The 23359-nt window shown below is 65.2% G+C and carries 22 protein-coding genes and 1 other RNA gene; 14 read left to right on the forward strand and 9 right to left on the reverse strand.

Annotated elements, in window-relative coordinates; genetic code table 11:
- Positions 1–155 precede the first annotated feature (155 nt).
- From ssrS to SE92_RS28400, 3 genes are all read left to right on the forward strand, one after another.
- A non-coding RNA gene (ssrS, locus tag SE92_RS28390) (6S RNA) lies at positions 156–316 on the forward strand.
- Positions 317–521: 205 nt separating this feature from the next.
- Positions 522–1118: a 5-formyltetrahydrofolate cyclo-ligase gene (locus tag SE92_RS28395; RefSeq protein ID WP_063200940.1), complete on the forward strand. Its 597-nt coding sequence runs from the start codon at positions 522–524 to the stop codon at positions 1116–1118.
- The gene (locus SE92_RS28400; RefSeq protein ID WP_063200943.1) at positions 1096–1920 is read left to right on the forward strand and encodes a TIGR00282 family metallophosphoesterase; all 825 of its coding nucleotides are present in this window, start codon (positions 1096–1098) and stop codon (positions 1918–1920) included. The genes SE92_RS28395 and SE92_RS28400 overlap by 23 nt, the downstream gene beginning before the upstream one ends.
- Before the next feature lie 151 nt (positions 1921–2071).
- Here the strand turns inward: SE92_RS28400 and SE92_RS28405 are convergent, their stop codons facing one another.
- The 7 genes from SE92_RS28405 to SE92_RS28435 all read right to left on the reverse strand — a co-directional run bounded on the left by SE92_RS28405 (position 2072) and on the right by SE92_RS28435 (position 11926).
- Positions 2072–2476, reverse strand: coding sequence for a hypothetical protein (locus tag SE92_RS28405; RefSeq protein ID WP_157095716.1), 405 nt, complete (start codon positions 2474–2476; stop codon positions 2072–2074).
- A 350-nt stretch (positions 2477–2826) separates the two neighbouring features.
- On the reverse strand, positions 2827–3963 hold the full coding sequence (locus SE92_RS28410; RefSeq protein ID WP_063200949.1) for a DSD1 family PLP-dependent enzyme: 1137 nt from the start codon (positions 3961–3963) through the stop codon (positions 2827–2829).
- Positions 3964–4151: 188 nt separating this feature from the next.
- Positions 4152–5495 (reverse strand): c-type cytochrome, encoded by a 1344-nt coding sequence (locus tag SE92_RS28415; protein WP_063200952.1) that lies wholly within the window; start codon positions 5493–5495, stop codon positions 4152–4154.
- Positions 5492–7660, reverse strand: a complete 2169-nt coding sequence (locus SE92_RS28420; RefSeq protein ID WP_063200955.1) for a xanthine dehydrogenase family protein molybdopterin-binding subunit — start codon at positions 7658–7660, stop codon at positions 5492–5494. Before SE92_RS28420 ends, SE92_RS28415 begins: the two co-directional genes overlap by 4 nt.
- 8 nt (positions 7661–7668) lie before the next feature.
- The gene (locus SE92_RS28425; RefSeq protein WP_198172807.1) at positions 7669–8133 is read right to left on the reverse strand and encodes a (2Fe-2S)-binding protein; all 465 of its coding nucleotides are present in this window, start codon (positions 8131–8133) and stop codon (positions 7669–7671) included.
- A gap of 512 nt (positions 8134–8645) precedes the next feature.
- Complete coding sequence (locus SE92_RS28430) at positions 8646–10070, reverse strand: methyl-accepting chemotaxis protein (RefSeq protein WP_063200961.1); 1425 nt, start codon at positions 10068–10070, stop codon at positions 8646–8648.
- 107 nt (positions 10071–10177) lie between these two features.
- Positions 10178–11926, reverse strand: a complete 1749-nt coding sequence (locus SE92_RS28435; RefSeq protein WP_063200962.1) for a methyl-accepting chemotaxis protein — start codon at positions 11924–11926, stop codon at positions 10178–10180.
- Positions 11927–12148: 222 nt separating this feature from the next.
- Here SE92_RS28435 and SE92_RS28440 point away from each other — a divergent pair, with 222 nt between their 5' ends.
- The 7 genes from SE92_RS28440 (at position 12149) to SE92_RS28470 (ending at position 17439) form a co-directional block, all read left to right on the forward strand.
- Positions 12149–12895: a YebC/PmpR family DNA-binding transcriptional regulator gene (locus tag SE92_RS28440; protein ID WP_014492334.1), complete on the forward strand. Its 747-nt coding sequence runs from the start codon at positions 12149–12151 to the stop codon at positions 12893–12895.
- Positions 12896–13130: 235 nt separating this feature from the next.
- A complete protein-coding gene (ruvC, locus tag SE92_RS28445) occupies positions 13131–13658 on the forward strand; it encodes a crossover junction endodeoxyribonuclease RuvC (RefSeq protein WP_063200963.1) in 528 nt (175 codons plus the stop codon).
- Entirely contained in the window at positions 13655–14272 is a 618-nt protein-coding gene (gene ruvA / locus SE92_RS28450) for a Holliday junction branch migration protein RuvA (RefSeq protein ID WP_063200964.1), read from the forward strand. The genes ruvC and ruvA overlap by 4 nt, the downstream gene beginning before the upstream one ends.
- A 20-nt stretch (positions 14273–14292) precedes the next feature.
- Positions 14293–15327 carry a Holliday junction branch migration DNA helicase RuvB gene (ruvB, locus tag SE92_RS28455; RefSeq protein ID WP_177237050.1) on the forward strand — a complete coding sequence of 345 codons (1035 nt, stop codon included), beginning with the start codon at positions 14293–14295 and terminating at the stop codon, positions 15325–15327.
- 128 nt (positions 15328–15455) lie between these two features.
- Positions 15456–16376: a metallophosphoesterase gene (locus SE92_RS28460; protein WP_063200968.1), complete on the forward strand. Its 921-nt coding sequence runs from the start codon at positions 15456–15458 to the stop codon at positions 16374–16376.
- 67 nt (positions 16377–16443) lie between these two features.
- The gene (gene ybgC / locus SE92_RS28465; protein ID WP_084251899.1) at positions 16444–16893 is read left to right on the forward strand and encodes a tol-pal system-associated acyl-CoA thioesterase; all 450 of its coding nucleotides are present in this window, start codon (positions 16444–16446) and stop codon (positions 16891–16893) included.
- Between the two features lie 78 nt (positions 16894–16971).
- Positions 16972–17439: a nuclear transport factor 2 family protein gene (locus tag SE92_RS28470; protein WP_063200971.1), complete on the forward strand. Its 468-nt coding sequence runs from the start codon at positions 16972–16974 to the stop codon at positions 17437–17439.
- 178 nt (positions 17440–17617) lie between these two features.
- Here SE92_RS28470 and SE92_RS28475 read toward each other — a convergent pair whose 3' ends face one another.
- On the reverse strand, positions 17618–18325 hold the full coding sequence (locus SE92_RS28475) for a glutamine amidotransferase-related protein (protein WP_063200974.1): 708 nt from the start codon (positions 18323–18325) through the stop codon (positions 17618–17620).
- 50 nt (positions 18326–18375) lie between these two features.
- Positions 18376–19302 carry a LysR substrate-binding domain-containing protein gene (locus tag SE92_RS28480; RefSeq protein WP_063203811.1) on the reverse strand — a complete coding sequence of 309 codons (927 nt, stop codon included), beginning with the start codon at positions 19300–19302 and terminating at the stop codon, positions 18376–18378.
- A gap of 272 nt (positions 19303–19574) precedes the next feature.
- On the opposite strand from SE92_RS28480, the gene SE92_RS28485 reads away from it, so the two are divergent.
- Genes SE92_RS28485 through SE92_RS28500 form a run of 4 tightly spaced genes read left to right on the forward strand, consistent with a single transcriptional unit; the run spans position 19575 to position 23352 of the window.
- Positions 19575–20609, forward strand: a complete 1035-nt coding sequence (locus SE92_RS28485; RefSeq protein WP_063200976.1) for an ABC transporter substrate-binding protein — start codon at positions 19575–19577, stop codon at positions 20607–20609.
- 24 nt (positions 20610–20633) lie between these two features.
- Positions 20634–21674, forward strand: coding sequence for an ABC transporter ATP-binding protein (locus SE92_RS28490; RefSeq protein ID WP_063200979.1), 1041 nt, complete (start codon positions 20634–20636; stop codon positions 21672–21674).
- On the forward strand, positions 21671–22546 hold the full coding sequence (locus tag SE92_RS28495) for an ABC transporter permease (protein WP_063200982.1): 876 nt from the start codon (positions 21671–21673) through the stop codon (positions 22544–22546). Before SE92_RS28490 ends, SE92_RS28495 begins: the two co-directional genes overlap by 4 nt.
- Positions 22543–23352: an ABC transporter permease gene (locus SE92_RS28500; RefSeq protein WP_063200984.1), complete on the forward strand. Its 810-nt coding sequence runs from the start codon at positions 22543–22545 to the stop codon at positions 23350–23352. The genes SE92_RS28495 and SE92_RS28500 overlap by 4 nt, the downstream gene beginning before the upstream one ends.
- Positions 23353–23359: the final 7 nt, after the last annotated feature.

Consider the following 23359-nt stretch of genomic DNA (forward strand, 5'->3'; position numbering starts at 1 on the left):
GTCTCAGCGACGGGACAATCCCCCAGAGGAGAAAGCCCTCTCCCCAACCCTCTCCCGCAAGCGGGAGAGGGAGTTCACCGGTGAACTTGGCAAGAGCAAGTGGGCGCACGCTCGCCGGGCTGGCGATTCGTCAGCATCGTTGTTACATTGCCTTCGCGAGGCTGCGACGCGCGTCAGGAGCCATATATCCCCGGGGCCTTATCGATCCTTTAGGGAACTGTCCCTGGCCGGGCCCGTGGGCCCGGACATATGGTGCCCACCTACTTTCGTAGGGAACTCCGGGATCGAGTGCTTCAACGGCGTCCGCGGCTTCGCACTGTTTCTTCTGGTTCGTGCCTGTTGAATGACAGCGGCCATTCAACAGGTGTCATGCCCCGGCTTGACCGGGGTATCCAGTACGCCGCGGCATTTGTGTGACTCACTAACGCCTCTGGAATACTGGATCATCCGCCCCAGTGCGCAAGGGCGCACAAGGCGGGTGATGATAGCGGAGCAAGCCTCCGCCTTCGGAGCAAGCGCGCATGTCCAACACCAAAGCCGAACTCCGCGCCAAAGCCCTCGCGGCCCGTGACGCGCTGAGCGAGAAGAAGCGCGCCGCCGCCGCGGTCAAACTCGCCAAGCGCGGGTTGCCGTTCGACCTGCTGCCCGGCAGCATCGTCTCCGGCTATTCGCCGATCCGCAGCGAGATCGATCCGATGCCGCTGCTCGCGAAGCTCGCGGAGCAGGGTGCCAAGCTGGCGCTGCCCTGCGTCACCGCGCGTGGCCAGTCGCTGATCTTCCGCATCTTCCATCCGAACGACCGCCTGATGCTCGGCCCGCTCGGGATTCCCGAGCCGTCGCCGGCGGCTGCTGAAGTCATTCCGGACGTCATGCTGACGCCGCTCGCGGCGTTCGATCGTCTCGGCCACCGCATCGGCTATGGTGCGGGGCATTACGATTTCACCTTCGCGCATTTGCGCAAGGCCAAGCACATCGTCGGCATCGGGCTCGCTTTCGCGGCGCAGGAGATCAAGGCGGTTCCGGCACTATCGCACGACGTCGCGCTGGATTATGTGCTAACCGAATCCGACGTGTTCGATTTCCGGAGTTCTGAAGTTGCGCATTCTCTTCGTGGGTGATGTCGTCGGCCGAGCGGGCCGCAACGCCATCGCCGAATATCTGCCCGGCATGGTCAGGGACTGGTCGCTCGATTTCGTCGTCGTCAACGGCGAGAATTCCGCCGGCGGCTTCGGCATCACGGAGGCGATCTATCAGGAATTTCTCGATGCCGGCGCCGATGCGGTGACGCTCGGCAACCATTCCTGGGACCAGCGCGAAGCCCTGGTGTTCATCGAGCGCGCCGAGCGTCTGGTGCGCCCCGCGAACTATCCGCGCGGCACGCCCGGCCGCGGCGCCGCTCTGGTCGAGACCAAGAACGGCAAGCATGCGCTCGTCGTCAACGCTTTGGGCCGCGTCTTCATGACCCCGTTCGACGATCCCTTCGCCGCGCTGGAGCGCGAGCTCGGTGCGTGTCCGCTCGGCGTCGCCGCGGACGCCATCGTCGTCGATTTCCATTGCGAGGCGTCGAGCGAGAAGCAGGGCATCGGCTTCTTCTGCGACGGGCGCGCCAGCCTCGTCGTCGGCACGCACACCCATGTCCCGACCGCCGACCATCAGATCCTCTCGGGCGGCACCGCCTACATGACCGACGCCGGCATGACCGGCGATTACGATTCCATCATCGGCATGCAGAAGGAAGAACCGCTGCGCAGGTTCACCTCGGGCATTCCGTCAGGCCGCTTCGAGCCGGCCGCGGGCGCGGCGACGCTCAGCGGCGTCGCGGTGGAGACAGACGACGCGACGGGCCTCGCGCTGAAGATCGCGCCGGTGCGGATGGGTGGAAGGCTGGAGCCGGCGACGCCGAGATTCTGGTTGAGCTGAAAGCCAAAGCCACTCACCCGGTGTCGTCCTCGGACGACGATATCAGCTTTGCCCTCCGCAGCGGACATCGGCGGGCAACCAAGGGACGTCCGCTTTGGGCCAGAAGCGGAAAAGCGAAATGACAACCGCTGTCGCGTAGCACCGGTCCCAGCTAAAGACAGATTGGATGAAGTTGGCCAGTTGCCTTGGCGATCTTCCCGTCTGCTGTTCGGTCGATAATAATGGAGTACCGTTCGCTACACGGACCAGCGTGTCGGCTCCAGAGCATATAGACAGAATTCGGTGTAGATGACCCTTGGACCTGGAAACCACCGTCGGCGATGAGCTTAGTCGCGCCTTCAGCGTCGGAGCCGACTGGGAAAGCCTGAATGACGAACATAGAAAATGCCTTTCTCGTCTCTTCGTAAGAGCGAACGCCTTTCGGCGCGAATTCTTCCATGAAGGCCGGAAAGGGATCTGCTCGCGATAGTGCATAAGCAAAGAGAACTGTGCCCGCAACGGCCACAACGGTCGCGCTCCCAAACACCACACCGAAGATGAGCAGAATGCGTTTCAAAGAGTCCATCCATACGAGGCATCGAAAGCATAACCGATTGCACTTTGGCGTAGCTACAACTTAAGTCTTAAGCCTTCTAAGATTGATCAATGTCCGTTGAGGGTCATTTGCAGACGTTCCCAGTCGGGTCAGGCCAGGTCTGCTCATCCCTTGGAAACGGGCAGTCCCGAATGATGAGTGCACGCCTTGCCGCGCACTTGCCAACCGTGCCCCATAACCGCAAGGGCCAATTGTTTCGCGAAGCTGGTCGCCCCACGTCTTCGCCAAACGCTTGCTGCCGCGTATGGGTCCCGGATCTGCGCTTCGCTTGTCCGGGACGACAGCGGAGATTGACGCGCAATGCGTCAATCTCAGGTGACCGCGCCGCGCGCCGCGATCGGCCAAAGCGCTTCCACGCGGGCGTCCGGCGTATTGAAGCCGCGCACGCCGACATACCAGTCGTAGAGGTTGACGGTCGGGTCGCAATGACCGGGGATCAGCGTCACCTTGTCGCCGAGCGCCAGCCGCGACGAAGCGCTGTCGAACTCGAGCACGCCGTGCTCGTCGGAGGGCCGGTGATAGCGCAGGTCGGGGCGGCCCAGCACGGCCGGAAATCCGCTGTCGTTCGACAGGGCCTTGTGGCCGGCATCGATGACCGCGCGTTCGCCGGAGGCGGTGCTCATCACGGTCGCGATCACGAACAGGGCATGCTCGAACGGGCTGGCGTTGCGCGTCCCGTCGGCGACGTTTTTCGCGTAGTCGGCGTCCATGAAAATATAGGAGCCGGCCTGCAATTCGTTCCAGATGCCGCTCGCGCCTTCGAGCTCGAAGGTCCCGGTTCCTGCGCCTCCAATCGTCCGGCATTGAAAGCCCGCGTCCTTGAGGGCGCGCAGCGTCTCGCTGGTCGCGCTCGCGGCGCTCACGATGGCCGCGCGCCGCTCGTCCGGCGTGCGCAAATGCTGGGCGGAGCCGTGATAGGCCTGCAAACCGCCAAACGACAGGAAGCGTGACCCCGCCACCTGCCGCGCCAGGGCGGCCGCCGCCGGGCCCGGCCTGACGCCGCAGCGACCGGCGCCGACGTCGATTTCGACCAGCACTTCGATGTGCGAGCCGGCCCGCTCCGCGGCGAGCGCCAGTTGCTCGACAGCGATGGAATCGTCGACGCAAACGCTGATGCGCGCGTGGCGCGCCAGGCCTGCGAGCCGTTCCAGCTTCCGCGGGCCCACCACCTCGTTGCTGACGAGCACGTCGCTCACCCCGCCGGCCACCAGGATCTCGGCCTCGGCGACCTTCTGGCAGCACATGCCGACGGCGCCGCGCGCTATCTGCTTGGCCGCGATGATCGGCGACTTATGGGTCTTCGCATGCGGACGCAACCTGACGCCGAGCTTGCCGACCGCTGCCGCCATGGTGTCGAGATTGCGCTCGAAGGCGTCGAGGTCGATGATCAGCGCCGGCGTATCGATCTCGGACAACGGCGCGCCGATTTGGGCGGGTGGAAGGGGCATCGAAAGCCAGTCGATTGGATTCGGGTCCGCGCCCCGAATGTGCGGCAGCCTTTCTATGGCAACAACTGTCGCCGCACCAGTGGCGGCGCCTTCGATGCTCGGGGCAGGCGGCGGGGGTGGCCGCCCGCTCCGTTTCGCGCCACCTTCTCCCGCAAGGAAGAAGGTGCAGCGTCAGACGCGGCGGAGACCTATTCCGCTGTCTGCTTCCTCAACCCCGCCACATCCTTCGCCGTGAGCTTCGAGCCCTTCGCGCCGAACCGCGCCGTGACGTAATTCGCCACCGCCGCGATCTCGTCGTCGGTATACGCCTCGCCGAATGCCGGCATCGACAGCGCGTCATCCGGCGTGTGCCGCTTGGTCCCCGACAGCACGATCTGCGCGACGTTGGTGGCGGCGGGATCGTTGACCGCCCAGGTACCAGTCAGCGTCGCCATCGGCGACACTGGACTTTCGCCACTCCAGCCGTGGCAGCTGGCGCAGGCACCGGCGAACAGCATCTTGCCGCGCGCATCCGCCGTGACGCCGTCCTTGTGCGAGGCGGGCGCGACCGGCGCTGTGGTCGCCGGCAGGTCGGGCGAGGGCTGCGGCGGCACGCTGCGCAGATAAGCAACGACGGCGCGGATGTCCTCGGGCGCGAACTGGCTGAAGCTGTGGTCGACCGCCTCGCCCATCGGACCCGAGGCCGCGCCATGGCCCGGCGCATGGCCGAGCGACAGGTACGAGATCAGGTCCGCATCGCTCCAATTGCCAAGGCCCGTGGCCTTGTCGGAGGAGATGTTGAACGCCCGCCAGCCCGTCGTGATGGCGCCGGCGAACTTCTTGCGGTTGTCCAGCGCGAAGCCGAGATTGCGCGGCGTGTGGCACTCGCCGCAATGGGCCAGCGCCTCCGCGAGATACGCACCACGATTCCATTCCGGGCTCTTCGAAGTATCGGGCGCGAAGCGCGTGTCCGGATTGAATACGGCCGACCAGGCAATCATCGCCCAGCGCTGGTTGAACGGAAACGACAGCGTATTGTCGGGCGCTTTCGCGCGCACCGCCGGCAGGCTGAATAAGTATGCCTTCACCGCCAGCACGTCCTCGTCCGTCATGAACGTATAGGACGTGTAAGGCATCGCCGGATAGAGCCGGGCGCCGTCGCGGCGCTTGCCGTGCTGGACCGCGTTCAGGAAATCCTGGTCGCTGTAATTGCCGATGCCGGTGTCCTTGTCGGGCGTGATGTTGGTCGAATAGAGCGTGCCGAACGGCAGCTTGAAGGCGAGCCCGCCGGAATAGTCCTTCTCGCCCGGCTTGGTGTGGCAGACCATGCAGTCGGCCGCCTTGGCGAGATATTCGCCGCGTTCGACCAGGCTCGCTTTCTCGAGCTTGGCCGGCACGCCGGTCGGCTTGCCCGCGCGATAGTCTGCGAGCGCCACCTTCGTGCCGCCGGCGAAGTCGAGCGGGCCGGGCCCGCGGACGATGAAGATGCCGAGCGCCACTGCGACGATGGCGATCACGACGAGGCTCGTGAGGATACGCATCTTGCCGCTCATGCCTTCTTCCCCGCAGCCAGCAGTTTCCGATCGAGCGGCAGGCGCCGCAGCGCCACGCCGGTCGCGGCGTAAATCGCGTTACGCAGTGCCGGTGGTCCGGCCGTGGTGCCGGTCTCGCCGATGCCGCCGGGAGCTTCGCCGCTCTTGACGACGTGAACCTCGATCTTCGGCGTCTGGTTGATCCGCAGCATCCGGTAGTCGTTGAAGTTGGATTGCTGGACGCGGCCCTTGTCGATGGTGATCTCGCCGTAGAGCGCGGCGGTCAGGCCGAAGATCAGCCCGCCCTCGACCTGAGCCACGATCGTATCGGGATTGACGGCAATGCCGGTATCCACCACGGAGGTCGCACGGCGCAGATTGATCTCGCCCTGTTCGTCGACCTCGGCTTCCACGACGGTGGCGATAAAGCTCCCGAACGAGGGCTGCAGGCACACGCCGCGCCCGACGCGCGCCGGCAATTGCTGGCCCCAATTGGCCTTTTCCGCTGCGAGATTGAGCACAGAGAGGAAGCGCGGCTGCTGGGCCAGCATGCCACGGCGAAACTCGACCGGATCCTTGCCCGCCTTGCGCGCCAGTTCGTCGATGAAGCATTCGACCGCGAACACGTTGTTGTTGGGCCCGACCCCGCGCCAGAACCCGGTCGGGACCGCCGGCGGCTCGGCACGCACATACTCGACGTGGACATTCGGGATGTCGTAGGGCACGTCGGTGGCGCTGTCGATCGCGTCGATATCGATGCCCTTCTGGAAGGCCGGCGGCAGCCAGCGCGCGATGATCGCAGCGCCGGCGATCCTGTATTTCCAGCCGACGATCCTGCCGTCCGACAAGGTCGCTGCGATCGTGTCGCGATAGACCGGTCGATAGACGTCGTGCTGGATGTCCTCCTCGCGCGTCCACACCACTTTAACCGGCCCGTCGACCTGCTTGGCGATGCGAACGGCCGCGACCACCATGTCGGGCTCGAGCTTGCGGCCGAAGCCGCCTCCCAGGAGATGGTTGTTGACGATCACCTTCTCGATCGGGAGCCCGGCGGCCTTTGCGGCCTCCGACTGCACACGCGCCATGATCTGCGTGCCAGTCCAGATTTCGCAGGAGTCGGGCTTGCAATGGACCGTGGCGTTCAACGGCTCCATCGTTGCGTGGGCGAGAAACGGCAGCTCGAACGACGCTTCGAGTTTTTCACCGCTCGCGAGGCCCTTGGCGATGTCGCCGGTGGATTTGGCGACCACGCCGTCCTTTGCGCTGGCGGCGCGCAGATCGTCCCAGATCGCTTTCGAATTGATCTTCGCGTTCGGTCCCTCGTTCCACTCGATCACGAGGGCATCGAGGCCTTTCTTCGCCGCCCACATGTGATCGCCGACGACGGCGACGAGATCGTCGAGTACGACGATCTTTCGCACGCCAGGAATCTTCTTCGCGGCGCGGTCATCGACCTTGCCGACCTTGCCGCCAAACACCGGGCACTGCGCCAGGGTCGCGAACTTCATGTCGGGCACGATGGCATCGATGCCGTAGACGGCCTTGCCATTGACCTTGTCGGGGGTGTCGAGCCGCTTGAACGGCCGGCCGATATAAACGAAATCCTTGGGGTCCTTGAGGGGGACATCCTTGGGTGGCGTCTGGCCGCTTGCGGCAGCTGCCAGGGCACCATAGGTGAGCATGCGGCCGCTTTCCTTGTGGGTCACCACACCCTTCGATGTCGTGCAGCTCAAGGGATCGACGCCCCATTGCGTGGCTGCAGTCTGCACCAGCATGGCGCGCGCGCTTGCGCCGGCTTCACGCAGCGGCTTCCAGAATGCGCGGACCGACGTGGAGCCGCCGGTGGCCTGGATGATGAAGATCGGATTGCCGTACAGCTTCTCGTTGGCGGGTGCGTGCAGCAACCGGACCTTCGACCAGTCCCCGTCGAGCTCTTCCGCCAGGATCATCGAGACCGCGGTGTAGATACCCTGTCCCATCTCGACCTGCGGCATCACCAGCGTGGTCATGCCGTCCGGGTCGATCCGGATGAAGGCGTTCGGCGTGAACTTGCCGTCGGTCGTATCAGGCGGCTGCACCGGCTCGTTGACGGCGGCGCGCAGCGGCAAATGGAAGGCGAGCAGGAAGCCGCCGGCAAGGCCACCGGTGAGAAGCGCGCGGCGGGAAACGCTGTTGTGTGCATTCATGGCGAACCTCAGGACTGACGGCCGTTGGCGGCCTGCTTGATGGCCTCGCGGATGCGCACATAGGTGCCGCAGCGGCAGATGTTGCCCGCCATCGCGGCGTCGATGTCGGAATCATCGGGATGGGGCGTGGCGGCCAGCAATGCTGCGGCCGACATGATCTGGCCGGACTGGCAATAGCCGCACTGGATCACTTCGGCATCCAACCAGGCTTTCTGCACCTTGGCGCCCGCCGGCGTGCTGCCGACGTGCTCGATGGTGGTGACGGCGCGATTGGTGACCGCGCCGACCGGCAGCACGCAGGAGCGCACGGCCTTGCCGTCGACATGCACCGTGCAGGCGCCGCATTGCGCGATGCCGCAGCCGAACTTGGTCCCGGTCATGCCGAGGATGTCGCGCAGCACCCACAGCAGCGGCATGTCAGGGGGCGCTTCGAACGATTTCGTTTCGCCATTGATGATGAGAGTTGTCGCCATGTGCATCCTCTTGCGCGATGGACCGCTCGCGGTGATCCGATCGACGAATTCGCGAGACCATAATCATACCGCCGCGAAGCGATGAAGCTTTCAAATTCGCAGCAATGCAGATTTGCGTGGCCATCGCGGCAGACCATGACGTTCACGAATTCGTGCGACGATCACTGCAAGCGTCTTGGACTATTTGATATGATAAGCGTCATTTTTCGACGTTTTTCATCGCGAGCGCCGTCGATCGTTGCGAATGGTCGTGCGAAAACGAAAAGCCATGCGACGACAAATTCGTGCGATTGGAAAAAGCCCGAGCTGCGGGGCAGAGCAGCTCTATCCTGCCGGAGACGGCGGCAAGGAGACGATGGTCTTTCAGATTGGGAGCATCACGCTCTCTGTTTTGCCCGACGTGTCAAAACGCCCCCATGTCCTGCCGCAGCAAGCCATTGATTTTACACACCCCGGCTACTGTGCATGGGGTTGTTTTCGAACTTTTGGTTGGGGACGCGGAAGCGCAGCCGTCAGCTCTGCCGGAAACCCATCCGGAAGGCGCCCCAGTGCTTGCCGCGGATCACGATCGGCGAGGACAGGTCCTTCATCAGCACGAACTGTCCGCCGCCCATGTCGCGGCGGTAGGTCTGGAGCAGGAACGGCTTGGTATTGCCCGCGACCTTCTTCACCGTGCGGTCGTTGAACAGGCGGCGGTTGCGGCAGTTGGCGTTATTCCAGACGGGGTCCTTGCCCTGCGGCTGGCGGTAGTTCGGATTGTGGGTCGGCAAATAGCCGCTCCGCGCCCAGGCAACGCAATAGACGATGCGCGGATCCGATTTCTGGATCGGGTCCTGGATCGCGGGCAGCACGCGGTCGGTGAATTCGACGTAGTTGGTGAGGTACTGCTTCGGATCGGTGCCGGGGATCTCGCGGTAGTTCTCGTCCATCAGCCGCTCGAGCGTGATGTCGCCGCGATCGATGGCGGCCTCGAACTCGGCCGTGATCCGCTTTGCGGTGTCGACCACGACGCGGATCAGCGGTGTGTCCGACGTCTCGACGCCGCTGTCGGCGATCAGCGCGATCAGGCCTTCGGAGGTGTCGAGCAGCTTCGTCACGCGCTGGTCGGCGCTCTTGAGATCGCGAGAGGAGAGGTCGACGCCCTTGGCGAGCTCGTTGAGCTCGCTGATGACGGTGTCGCAATGTCCGAGATTGGAGGTCGCCGCGCGCGTGACGCTGCCGATCTCCGCCTCCACGGAGGCAAAGCCCTGTTGGACCCGCGAGATGATGCCGGAGATCTGCTGGGCGCCTTCGCCCGCGGTCTTGGCGCGCTGCGAGGCGTCGCTGCTTTCGCCGATCAGCCCTTCGATCTGGCCGTCGAGATCGCGCACTGTGTCGGAGATCTGATGCGTGGCCTGGCGGGTGGCCTCCGCGAGGTTCTTCACCTCGCTTGCGACCACCGCGAAGCCGCGGCCGGCATTGCCGGCGCGGGCGGCTTCGATCGTTGCGTTCAGCGCCAGCAGATTGGTCTGCTTCGCGATCGCCTCGATCGAGCCGGACACTTTGGCGACCTGCGCCAGCGCCGAGCCGACGGCGGACAGGCGGGCCTCGATGCGCTCCACCGCCGCGACGAGCTCGGAGATGTGGCTGACCGCGGTGTCCACGGCGTTGCGCGACTGCGCGATTTCGCCGACCGCCGCTGACGTGGTCGTTTGCACCGCCTGCGATGCATTGGCGATGTCGTGGTTGGCCGAAACCATCGTCTCGGCCGTCTTCTGGAGGTGGTGAAACCGTTCCGACTGGTTGGCGACGCGGTTTGCGACTTCCTGGACGTTGCCGGCAATATCGGCGAGTTCCACGCCGAGGCCGCCGATGCGGTCGGCGAGCTGATCGATCAGCCGCTCGGCCAGCGTGCGGTTGGAGCCGGTGTCCATGACGGCAAGTTGTGCGACGGACATGTTCGATGAGTCCTCCAGTCAGAGCCGCAACCCGGCTCACGCGGCATTCCCATTCCAACTTCGATCTTAAGGGATGATTCGCTCCCGGCGTCTTGCCTGAGCGTGCACTACAGTTTGTAGGCCGTCCTGAATCCACCCCAGTGGCGGCCCTGCACGCGGATCGCGACGTCGATCTCCCGCATCATGACGGTGTTCCCGTTGCCCATGTCGCGCGCATAGCTTTGGACCAGGTACGATCGCAGGTTGCGCGCGGCAGCCAACCCCGCCGGATCGTTGAATATCCGCCGGTTGCGGCTGTTGGCCGTGTTCCAGGCGGCGTCGCCCGGCCGCTGCGGATGTGAATAGATCTTGTTGTGCACCGGCAGGAAGCCGTTGCGGTCGACCATGGCGCAGAACGCCATGCGCGGGTCCTTCGCCAGGAATGCCTCCTGGAACGGAGGCAGGGCGCGGTCGGCCCAGTCGAGATATTTCGTGCGGTATTGCTGGGGATTGGTTCCGGCGATCTCGACATAGTCGGTGTCGAAGAGATCGTCGATCTTGACCTCGCCGCGCGCAATCGCCTGTTCGAATATCTTCGACAGTGCGTTGCCCGCCTCCATGGCGCGGGTGACGAACTCCGTGTTCTCTTCGTGGATCGACCAGAGCTTGTCCTCGATCTTCTCGCGGAGCTCGGCACTGGGGCCGACGAATTGCGCGCGGGCGCCGGCCTTGGATTGCTCGATCACGCGCAGTCGGCAGGCGCCGACGTCTTCCAGCGTGCCTTCGATCATCGCTTGCGGTGCGAGCCGGCCCGCGTCCGCGCCGCCGATCAACACGCCGTCCATCGAGATTTCGTAGACCGGCATCACGCCGCGCGGGCTCTCGAACTTGAGATGGCAGGGCAGCCGCTCGGTCTTGCGGCGGTCGTCGTGCTCGCTCTGGCGCAGCAGCACGGCGCAGCGCGATTTCAGCTTCTGCGCGAAAGTGGTGACGGCCTTGCCGGCGCTGGCGACGCTCTCGCCGTGGCTCTCGGCGGCCTTGGTCGCGGCGTCGATCTCGGCCGCGCTCTCGCCGACCGAGACGATGAACTCGGAGGCGCTGGCGGCATTGCCGGAGACTTCGCTGGTGGTGGCGTTCTGTTCGGCGACCGCGCCGTTGACGGTCTCGAACACGGGGCGGATCGCTTCGATCGCCTGCGAGATGCGGTGCACGGCATCGGCGGAGCCGGCGGCGTCGCGCTGCAGCGCGTCGATCTTCTTGGTGATCTCTTCCGTCGCGCCCTGCGTCTGCACCGCGAGGGCCTTGACCTCGGTGGCGACGACAGCAAAGCCCCTGCCGGCAGCGCCCGCGCGTGCGGCCTCGATCGTCGAGTTGAGCGCGAGCAGGGTCGTCTGCCGCGCGATCTGGGCGATCAGGTTGACGACGTTGCCGATGGCGGCGGAGGATTCGCGCAAGCGGTCGACATTGGCGCGGGCTTCCTGCGCGGCGGCGCTGGCCTCGTCGGCGAGTTTGCCGGCCTCGCGGACCTGCGCTCCGATCCCCAGGGCGGACTGGGTGAATTTGTCGGCGGCGTGGGCGAAGGTCGAGGCGGTCGATTGCGCGGCATTGGTGCGGCCGGTCAGGGCGTCAGTGCGGTCGCGGATGGCGGCAAGCGTCGTGGCGGTCGCCTCGGCGCCGCCAGCCACCGAATGGGCGGCGCGTTCGAGCTGGCGGATCATGGCGCCGAGCTCGAGTTCCAGCAGCTCCAGGATTTCCCGGGCTGAATCAGTTTCGGGCGCCGCCACGGGCTCGGAATGGGCCGCTGGCTGGGGAGCCGCCGGGGCGGCCGCAGACGCAGCCTGGTCCGGCAGGCGCTTCCGAAATAGTCCGAACGCCATCAGCTCTCTCTTGTCGGGGAAAACGGTCGGGCGCTATTTTCGCAGCCCGGAATGAAATCAGGGTTAACAATGCCCGATCTCTAGGCACCCGGCCGTACCCGGGGGTACCTTTACGGTGCTACCTTAGGAGTAGGAGATCGCTTTGATTCCGGCGGGTTGGCGGCCTATAAGGCCGCGCTTCCCACGCTCACCTTTGGCTGACGATTCCTCGAGAGACCACGCATGGCCGGACATTCCCAATTCAAGAACATCATGCACCGCAAGGGGCGGCAGGATGCCCAGAAGTCGAAGTTGTTCGGCAAGCTGGCGCGGGAAATCACCGTGGCGGCCAAGCTGGGGACGCCCGACCCCAACATGAACCCGCGCCTGCGTGCGGCCATCATCGCGGCCCGCCAGGAGAATATGCCGAAAGACAATATCGAACGCGCCGTCAAGAAAGCGCTCGGCAATGAGGGCGAGAACTACGACGAGATCCGCTACGAGGGCTACGGTCCCGGCGGCGTCGCCGTCATCGTCGAGGCGCTGACCGACAACCGCAACCGCGCCGCCTCCGACATCCGCTCCTTCTTCACCAAGTCCGGCGGCAATCTCGGCGAAACCGGCTCGGTCTCCTTCATGTTCGACCGCACCGGCATCATCGAATACGACCGCAGCGTCGCCTCCGACGACGCCGTGCTGGATGCCGCGATCGAGGCCGGCGCCGACGACGTCGTCTCCGGCGAAGGCGGCCACGAGATCTACGCCTCGACCGAAGGCTATCGCGACGTCGCCAAGGCGCTGGAAGCCAAGTTCGGCGAGCCGCGCAAGGCCGCGCTGATCTGGAAGCCGCAAAACACGGTCGCAGTCGACGACGAGACCGGCGAGAAGCTGCTCAAGCTGATGGATCTGCTCAACGAGCACGACGACGTCCAGCAGGTCTACGCCAATTTCGAGGTGTCGGACGCGCTGATGGCGAAGATGGGCGGGTAGGCCGCCTGTCAGCCTCATCCATCGCTGTCATCGCCCGCGAAGGCGGGCGATCCAGTATTCCAGAGACGCCAGCGGGATACGGATAGGCCGCGGCGTACTGGATACCCCGCCTTCGCGGGGTATGACGACCGAAAGTGAGGTGGGCGTCGGCCGCCCCTCAATGTGCTCCCACTTCCCCTGTTACTTCTGTTCTGTTTCTGTTTCGCTATCATGGGCCAACCGCTATCACTGGCCCATGACCGCGCTCCCGATTCGCCAGCCAATCCGCATCATCGGCATCGACCCCGGCCTGCGCCGCACCGGCTGGGGCGTGATCGAGGCTGACGGCAACCGCCTGATCTATGTGGCCTGCGGCTCGGTGGAACCGCCGAACGACCTGCCGCTGGCGAGCCGGCTGCTCGCGATCCATGAAGGGTTGGCGGCCGTGCTTTCGAACCACCAGCCGATGGAAGCCGCGGTCGAGCAGACCTTCGTCAACAAGGACGGCGTTGCGACGCTGAAGCTCGGCCAGGCCCGCGGCGTCGCCATGCTCGCGCCCGCAATGTTCGGCATCTCGGTCGCCGAATATGCGCCCAACCAGGTCAAGAAGACCGTGGTCGGCGCCGGTCATGCCGAGAAGGCCCAGATCGCGATGATGCTGAAAATTCTCCTGCCCAAGGCCGATCCGCCGTCGGCCGACGCTGCCGACGCGCTCGCCATCGCCATCACCCATGCCCATCACCGCCAGAGCACCGCGCTGCGGCTGAAGGTGGCGAGCCTATGATCGGCAAGCTCAAGGGCCTGATCGATTCCTACGGCGAGGATTTTGTCATCCTCGACGTCGGCGGCGTCGGCTATCAGGTGCATTGCTCTACGCGTACCTTGCAACATCTGCCGTCGCCCGGCGAGGCTGCCGTGCTCTCGATCGAGACCTATGTCCGTGAGGACGCGATCAAACTGTTCGGCTTCCGCACCGATCAGGAGCGCGAATGGTTTCGCCTGCTGCAGACCGTGCAGGGCGTCGGCGCCAAGGTCGCGCTCGCGGTGCTCGGCACGCTGGCACCCGCCGATCTCGCCAATGCCATTGCGCTGCGCGACAAGGCGGCCGTAGCGCGCACGCCCGGCGTCGGCCCCAAGGTTGCCGAGCGCATCGTCACCGAACTGAAGGACAAAGCGCCGGCCTTCGCCAATGTCGATCCGGCCGTCGTGCATCTCGCCGGCGCTGTCGACGACCAGCGCGCGCCGCGGCCCGTCGCGGATGCGATCTCCGCGCTGGTCAATCTCGGCTACGGCCAGCCGCAGGCCGCGGCCGCGATTGCGTCGGCCTCGCGCAGCGCGGGTGAGAACGCCGAGACCGCGCAGCTGATCCGGCTCGGGTTGAAGGAGCTCGCGAAGTGAGCGATCCCAAGGCCAGCCGCATGGTTTCGCCCGAGCGCCGCAGCGACGATGTCGGCGACACCGCGCTGCGTCCGCAATCGCTGTCCGATTTCGTCGGCCAGCAGCAGGCGCGCAAGAACCTCTCGATCTTCATCGAAGCGGCGCGCAAGCGCGGCGAGGCGCTGGATCACGTGCTGTTTGTCGGCCCGCCCGGCCTCGGCAAGACCACGCTGGCGCAGATCGTGGCGAAAGAACTCGGCGTCGGCTTTCGCGCTACCTCGGGCCCGGTCATCGCCAAGGCCGGCGATCTCGCGGCGCTGCTGACCAATCTCGAGGAGCGCGACGTGCTCTTCATCGACGAGATCCATCGCCTCAGCCCGGCGGTGGAAGAGGTGCTCTATCCCGCGATGGAGGACTTTCAGCTCGACCTCATCATCGGCGAGGGCCCGGCGGCGCGCTCGGTGAAGATCGAGCTGTCGAAATTCACCCTGGTCGGCGCCACGACGCGCGCAGGCCTGCTCACCAATCCCTTGCGCGATCGCTTCGGCATTCCGGTCCGCCTGAATTTCTACACCATCGAGGAATTGGAAAGCATCGTCAGCCGCGGCGCGCGCGTGCTCAATGTCGGCATGAGCGCTGACGGCGCCAACGAGATCGCGCGCCGGGCGCGCGGCACGCCGCGCATCGCGGGCCGTCTGCTCCGCCGCGTGCGCGATTTCGCTTCCGCGGCCGATGCCGACAAGATCGATCGCAAGATCGCCGACCACGCGTTGAGCGCCCTCGAGGTTGACGCTGCGGGGCTCGATGCCATGGATCGCCGCTATCTCACGACCATCGCGATGAACTATGGCGGCGGACCGGTCGGCGTCGAGACCATGGCCGCGGCATTGTCCGAGCCGCGCGATGCGATCGAGGACATCATCGAGCCCTATCTGATCCAGTGCGGCTACCTGCAGCGCACCCCGCGCGGCCGCCTGCTGACCTCGCACGCCTTCCGTCATCTCGGCATCGCCGAGCCCTCGCGCGATGCGGCGGCGCAATTCGGCCTGTTCGGCACCGACGAGAGCGACGACTGATCTGCGCGCACGCGAGCGCGCTCCTTTCATGAATTTCCGTTCATCTCGTGCAGACGATCTGCACGAGCGCACCCCAATTCCGCTCCAATCCGATCTCATCGAGATCCCCACAGCAGAAGCGGGTTTCCATGATCACGCGCCGTCATTTCATTCGGTCCATCGGCGGCCTGTCCGCCCTCGGCATCTCGACCGCCGCCTACGGCGTCGGCGTCGAGCCGGTGCTGCGGCTTCGGGTCACCCGCTATCATCCGAAGCCACGGCAGTGGCCGACGGATTTCCCGTTGAAGATCGCCGCCATCGCCGACATCCACGCCTGCGATCCCTGGATGTCGCTGGCGCGGATCGAAGGCATCGTCGAACGCACCAACGCCTTGAACCCCGATCTCATCGTGTTGCTCGGCGACTACGTCGCAGGCCTTCACCACGTCACGCGCTTCATTCCGTCGCGCGAATGGGCGAGGGTGCTGGCCGGCCTGAAGGCGCCGCTCGGCGTCCATGCCGTGATGGGCAATCACGATTATTGGGACGACAAGACCGTGCAGCGGGCGGGACACGGGCCGACCATCGCGCATCGGGCGCTGGAGGCGGCCGGCATCCCCGTCTACGAGAACGATGTCGTGCGCCTTTCCAAGGACGGCCGCCCGTTCTGGCTCGCCGGGCTCGGCGATCAGCTCGCCTTCCTGCCGGCGCGGCGCTTTCGCAGCACGGGGCGCTTCGGCGCCGACGATCTCGCAGGCACGCTGGCGAAGATCACCGACGATGCGCCGGTCATCCTGCTCGCGCATGAACCCAACATCGCACCGCTGGTACCTTCGCGTGTCGCGCTGCAGCTGTCCGGCCATACCCATGGCGGCCAGGTCCGCCTGCTCGGCTGGTCGCCGGCCGTGTCGCCCAAGAACGGCCTGCGGCTCGCCTACGGCCATTTCCGCCTGAAATGCGATCTCATCGTCTCCGGCGGCCTCGGTTGCAGCATCATGCCGGTCCGCGTCGGCGTGCCGCCCGAGATTGTCGAGGTAACGCTGGGGCGTGCCATGTCGGTTGTGTCCTGACCCGCTTGCGCGGGAGGCGGTTTTTGCGCAAAACGGGCTGATATCGACAAGCAAAGAGGCTCGCGACGTGACTGCCCACCTCGACGGCGAGATCCGCGACGGCCGCCACCACATGCAGGTCCGCGTCTATTACGAGGACACGGATTTCTCGGGCATCGTCTACCACGCCAATTATCTGCGCTACATGGAGCGCGGACGCACCAATCATTTGCGCTTGATGGGCGCCGAGCAGCAGGCGCTGTTCGACCAGGTGGAGACCGAAGGCGCGGGCTTCGCCTTCGTGGTACGCTCGATGCACCTGGATTTCTTGAAACCTGCGCGGATGGACGACGTGCTCGACGTCGTGACCTGGCCGGTTGCGGTCAAGGGCGCCTCGATCATGCTGGCGCAGGAGGTGCGGCGCGGTGACGACGTGCTGGTGAAGGCCGAGGTGCGTGTCGCCTTCATCAGCGGCGGCCGCGCGCAACCGATCCCCAAATCGATCCGCACGCTGATGAAGGCTGATGTGATTTCGTGATCGGCCGATAGGGAATCGCCACTCGACTCCGCCTTGCGCAGCGATAGATTGCGGCCCCAACCAACCGATGAGGCCATCATGTCGCGCCCGCCGCTTCCGCCCTTCACCCGTGAGACCGCCGCGCAAAAGGCGCGCATGGCCGAGGACGCCTGGAATTCGCGCGATCCGGTGCGCGTCTCGCTCGCCTATACCGAGGACAGCCGCTGGCGCAATCGTTCGGAAGTGCTTGAGGGCCGCGAGGCCATCGTCGCGTTCCTCACCCGCAAATGGGAGAAGGAGCAGGATTATCGCCTGATCAAGGATCTCTGGGCCTTCGACGAGAACCGCATCGCCGTGCGTTTCCAGTACGAATGGCACGATGGCAAAGGCCAATGGTATCGCTCCTATGGCAACGAGCAATGGGAGTTCGATGAGCACGGTTTGATGAAGCGGCGCGAGGCGTCGATCAACGACATCATGATCGCCGAGAAGGACCGCCGCTTTCATTGGCCCGCGCCGGGGCCGCGGCCGGCCGATATACCGGGATTGGGACGCGATCCGTTCTGATATTCCGCGGGCGACGCTGCATCACCCCTCTCCTTGTGGGAGAGGGTGCCGAGCGAAGCTCGGCGGGTGAGGGGTCTCTATCCTCACGAGAAGTCCAGCGAGCTGATAGAACCCCTCATCCGGCGCTTCGCGCCACCTTCTCCCACAAGGGGAGAAGGGACGGGGAGCGTGCCGCCAACTAGGCGCGCCGCGCCAAGAACCTCGTAATCGCCCCACCGAGCTTCGCATTGTCCATCGGCTCCGCCAGCGACGCCCTTGCCGTCGCGACGACGTCGTCCGGCGCCTTGCCGTCGCGCAGGTCGCAGCACACTTGCGCGAAATCCACATCGAACTCCGGGTGCGGCTGCACGGTCAGCGTGGTGCCGTTGGCGTAGAGCAGGCCGGCATGCGGGGTGAACTCCGACGAGAGAATCGTCAGCGCGTCGTTGGGCGGCTCGATCACCTGATCCTGATGCGAGGCGGCGATTGCGACGTCCTCGCCGGCAATGACGCCGTTCTCCGGCAGCACCTGATAGACGTGCCGGCCGATGCCCCAGCCTTTGTCCGACTTGCGCACGGTGCCGCCGAGCGCCTGCGCGATCAACTGATGACCGAAACAGACGCCGACCATCGGCGTCTTGTTGGCGTAGGCCGTGCGCACGAAATCTTCCAGCGGCGCGATCCAGTCGAGGCCGTCATAGACGCCGGCAGCGGCCCCGGTGATCAGGACGGCGTCGAGCTTGCCCGGATCGGGAAGCGCGTCGCCATTCGGGATGCTGACGATGTCGACCGTGGCCGCCGGATCCTCGGCGCGGACCATGCGCTCGAACATGTCGGGAAACGAGCCGTGACGCTCGCGATATTCCTTGGGAACGAGGCCGGTCTCGATGATGGTGATGCGTGCCATGTGCCCTGCTTCGGTTGCGTAGCTATAACACTGCACCAATGGCGTCCACGTCAACCGCCTGCAAGCTGGCTTGCCGTCTGGTCCTCGAACTCCTCGAGCGCCTTGCGCATGGTCTCGACGAGATCCAGCGCCACCGGCGACGGGCTGCGCTGCGCCGGGAAGACGGCGGAGAATTCGAAGTCGATGCGCGGCAGGAAGCGACGCGCGACCACGCCGCGGGTGGAAAATTCCCGCGCGGTGAAGGGGTCGCAGATCGCAACGCCGAGCCCTGACGACACCATGCCGCACATGATCTCCGACAAGGTGGTCTCGACCCTGAGCACGCGGCGGACTTCATGGCGATTGAAGACCTGGTCGACGAGATGCCGGCTCGATGATCCCGCCGACAGCGAGATGAAGGTCTCGCCTTCGAAATCGCTGGGCTCCAGGACTTCCTTCTCCGCGAGGCGATGGCCCGTCGGCAGCACCGCGACGCGCGCAGGCGCCGGCAGTCGCAGGCTTGGCAGGCCGGAATGGGCAATCGGCACCTCGGCAAAGCCGATGTCGCATTGGTTGTTCAGGACCCAGTCGACCACGATTGGCGAGATCACGCCGAAGAACGCGAGGTTGAGGTTCGGCCGCTCCTGCAGGAAGTGCCCTGCGAGGCGCGGCAAATAGCCGTTCGCCAGCGCCGGCAGCGCGGCGATGCGCAGCGAGCCGGTGCGGCGGCCGCGAATCTCCTCGGCGGCGGCGGTGATGCGTTCGAGGCCGACGAAGGAGCGCTCGACCTCGGTATAGAGCGCCATCGCCGCCGCGGTCGGCACCAGGCCAGTGCCGCGCCGCTCGAACAGCTCCATCTTCAGCAGGGCCTGGAGGTCGCGCAGCAACCGGCTCACCGCCGGCTGCGTCACCACCATCAGCTTCGCAGCCTCCGTGACGCTGCCGGTCAGCATCATCGCGCGGAAGGCCTCGACCTGCCGTGAATTGATCCGCGCCATCTCGTCATCCAATCATAACATTTCGGCATGCAGAGGGTGCCATTATTCATTGGACGATGGAAGTAAAGGTCTGCGATCTTTTTCATCAGAGCTGGAGCCAGCCCGCTTTTTCGGCAGATTGGAGGGGTTTTGACCTCCAAATCGCGCCAGACCCGCCGAACAGGGGCCGGAGCCCTGATCCGAGAGGGATTTGCGCGGAAGGAAATGCGGAAGGCGCCCCAGCCGGAGATTTGTCGGCACGTCACCTCATTCCGGTATGGAGATCGGTCCACATGACAACTTTTCGCCTTCTGACCGCGGTCAGCATCGCAGCGCTCATCGCGGCCCCTTCGGCCGCCTCGGCCCAGCAAAAGACTCTTTACGTCGCCGGCTATGGCGGCTCGTTCGAGAAGACGATCCGCGACGAGGTGATCCCGGCCTTCGAGAAGGAGAACGGCGTCAAGGTCGAATACGTCGCCGGCAATTCCACCGACACGCTGGCGAAACTCCAGGCGCAGAAGGGCAACCAGCAGATCGACGTCGCCATTGTCGATGACGGCCCGATGTACCAGGCGATCCAGCTCGGCTTCTGCGGCAAGCTCGAAGGCCTGCCCGCCGATCTCTACGACACCGCGCGCTTCAAGGACGATCGTGCGGTGGCCATCGGCATCGTCGCGACCGGGTTGATGTACAACACCAAGGTGTTCAAGGAGAAGGGCTGGGCGCCGCCGACCTCCTGGAACGACCTGAAGGACACCAAATACGCCAAGCAGCTGGTGATCCCGCCGATCAACAACACCTACGGTCTCGAAGCGCTGGTGATGTTGTCGAAGATGAACGGCGGCGGGGAGACCAATGTCGATTCCGGCTTCAAGATTTTCAAGGAACAGATCAATCCGAACGTGCTCGCCTATGAGCCGTCGCCGGGCAAGATGACCGAGCTGTTCCAGTCCGGCCAGGCGGTGATCGCGGTGTGGGGAACCGGCCGCGTGCAGAGCTTTGCCAACACCGGCTTCCCCGTCGACTTCGTCTATCCCAAGGAAGGCGCCGCGACGCTGCTGACCACCGCGTGCCCGATCAGCAAGCCGAACGCCTCGCCGCTGGCCTCGAGCTTCGTCAAGATGCTGCTCGAGCCCAAGATTCAGCTCGTGATGCTGAAAGATTACGGCTACGGCCCGGTGCTGAAATCGCTGGTGATCCCGCCGGAGCTCGGCAAGATGGCGCCGATCGGCGAGCGCGCGGCGAAGCTCTACAATCCGGATTGGACCGTGATCAACGAGAAGCGCGAGGAGTGGACCAAGCGCTGGAATCGCGAGGTCGAGCGCTGATCTGAGCGTTCGCGGAGACAGCGCATGGCCTATCTCGAGCTCGACCGGGTCGCAAAGCAGTTCGGCGCGCAGACCGTGGTCGACGACTTCAGCCTGTCGGTGGGGAAGGGGGAGTTCATCTCCTTCCTCGGCCCCTCCGGCTGCGGCAAGACCACGACGTTGCAGATGATCGCGGGCTTCCTCGATCCCTCAGGCGGCGCGATCCGCCTGGAGGGCAAGGACCTCACCGCGATCCATCCTGCCAAACGTGGCCTCGGCATCGTGTTCCAAAGCTATGCGCTGTTTCCACACATGACCGCGGCGGAAAACGTCGCCTTCGGCCTCGAAATGCGCAACGTGCCGCGCAATGAGCGCGCCGAGCGCGTGCGTGCCGCGCTGGCGATGGTCGGTCTTGCCGGCTTCGAGGACCGCCATCCGCGCCGCATGTCCGGCGGCCAGCAGCAGCGCGTGGCGCTGGCGCGCGCGCTGGTGATCAAGCCGAGCGTGCTGCTGCTCGACGAGCCGCTGTCGAATCTCGACGCCAAGCTGCGCGAAGAGATGCAGATCGAGCTGCGCCAGATCCAGCGCACCATCGGCACCACCACCATCCTCGTCACCCACGACCAGAACGAGGCGATGTCGCTGTCGGATCGCATCGTGGTGATGAGCCAGGGCAAGATCGAGCAGATCGGCACGCCGCAGGAAACGTATGAAAGGCCGGCCTCGGCCTTCGTCTCGCAATTCCTCGGCAAGACCAACGATTTTGCCGGAACGATCGACCGGACCGCGACGCCGGCGCAACTCGTGGCAGGCTCCTGGAGCGCACCGGCGCCGGCCGGGCTCAGCGGCCCCGTCACGGTCAGCATTCGCCCCGAGCGCATCGGCTTCGGCGATGCCGGTCTTCATGCAAAAATCGTCACCCGCATCTTTCAGGGCAATCACTGGCTGTTCCAGTGCGACAGCGAATGCGGCCCGGCGATCGTGATCCGCCAGAATGACGGCACGGCGCAGCCGGCCGAAGGCGAGTCGGTTCGCCTCACCTGGCATCCCCAAGACATGAGCATGCGTGCGAGGGCCGGCGCATGAGCATGGCCGCCGAGGAGCGCAGTGCACGTGCACCGTGGGCGCTGACCGCGCCCGCCTTGATGCTGTTCGTCGGCGTGCTGCTGATTCCGTTGGCGATGACGGTGATGCTGTCGTTCCACGATTGGGGCCAGTACAAGGGCATCGAGCCGGTGTTCATCCTGAAGAACTGGCACGAGATTGCGACCGATCCCTATTACGCAGAAATGTTCTGGCGGACGTTTCGGATCGCGATCCTGACCACGCTGCTCACCGCGCTGCTCGGCGCACCCGAAGCCTACATCCTCAACCGCATGGACGGCCGCTGGAAGAGCTTCTTCCTGCTGGTCATTCTCGGGCCGCTGCTGATCTCCGTGGTGGCGCGCACGCTCGGCTGGGCGCTGCTGTTCGGCGGCAACAACGGCCTCGTCAACAAGCTCCTGATGTCGGCCGGCGTCATCCGCTCCCCCATTCCCTTCATGTTCACCGAGACCGGCATGGTGGTCGCGCTCGCGCATGTCATGATGCCGTTCATGGTGCTGTCGGTGTGGGCGGCGCTGCAGCGGCTCGATCCGCAGATCGAGAACGCCGCGATGTCGCTCGGCGCGGGGCCCGTCACCATCATCCGCCGCATCATCATGCCGCAGATCATGCCGGGCGTGCTGTCGGGTGCCATCATCGTGTTCTCGCTCTCGGCCAGCGCCTTTGCGACGCCCGCGATCATCGGCGGCCGCCGGCTCAAGGTCGCGGCGACGCTCGCCTATGACGAATTCCTCAACACCCTCAACTGGCCGCTCGGTGCCGCGGTCGCGACGCTCCTGCTGGTCGCGCTGGTCCTGATCGTCGTCGGCAGCAACGCGCTGATCGAACGCCGCTATGCGGAGGTGTTCCGATGAGACGGAACGGCCCGCTCGCACTGATCTTCCACACCATCTTCGTCATCGTCATGGTGGCGCCGATCCTGGTGGTCTGCCTCGTCGCTTTCACGCCCGAAGGTTTTCTGTCGTTGCCGACCAACGGGTTTTCGCTGCGCTGGTTCAGGACGATTGCGAACTACCCGGAGTTCATCCACGCCTTCTGGGTGAGCCTCGGCCTTGGCGCGCTGTCCTCGTTCGTGGCGCTGTTGTTCGCGGTGCCGGCGGCACTGGCGATCGCGCGTTATCGCTTCCGCGGCCGTGACGCGCTGGCGGCGCTGTTCCTGTCGCCGCTGATGATCCCGCATGTCGTGCTCGGCATCGCCTTCCTGCGCTTCTTCACATCTGCCGGCCTTGGCGGCAGCTTTGCCGCGCTGATCATCGCGCATGTCATCATCGTGTTTCCGTTCGCGCTGCGGCTGACGCTGGCGGCGGCGACCGGCATGGATCGCACGGTGGAGATGGCCGCGGTCTCGCTCGGCGCCGGCGGCTGGACGCTGTTCCGCCGCGTCACGCTGCCGCTGATCCTGCCCGGCGTCATCAGCGGCTGGGCGCTCGCCTTCATCCAGTCCTTCGACGATCTCACCATGACCGTCTTCCTCGCCGCGCCCGGCACCGAAACGTTGCCGGTGCGCATGTTCCTTTATATCCAGGACAACATCGATCCGCTGGTGACGTCGGTCTCGGCCTGCGTGATCGCGATCACCATGAGCGCCCTCATTCTGCTCGACCGCTTCTACGGGCTCGACCGCGTGCTCGCCGGCAAGGGCGGCGACACAGGGCGATAGGAGAACC

Origin of the sequence: Bradyrhizobium sp. AT1, assembly GCF_001590795.1 — a bacterium.
GTDB lineage: Bacteria > Pseudomonadota > Alphaproteobacteria > Rhizobiales > Xanthobacteraceae > Bradyrhizobium.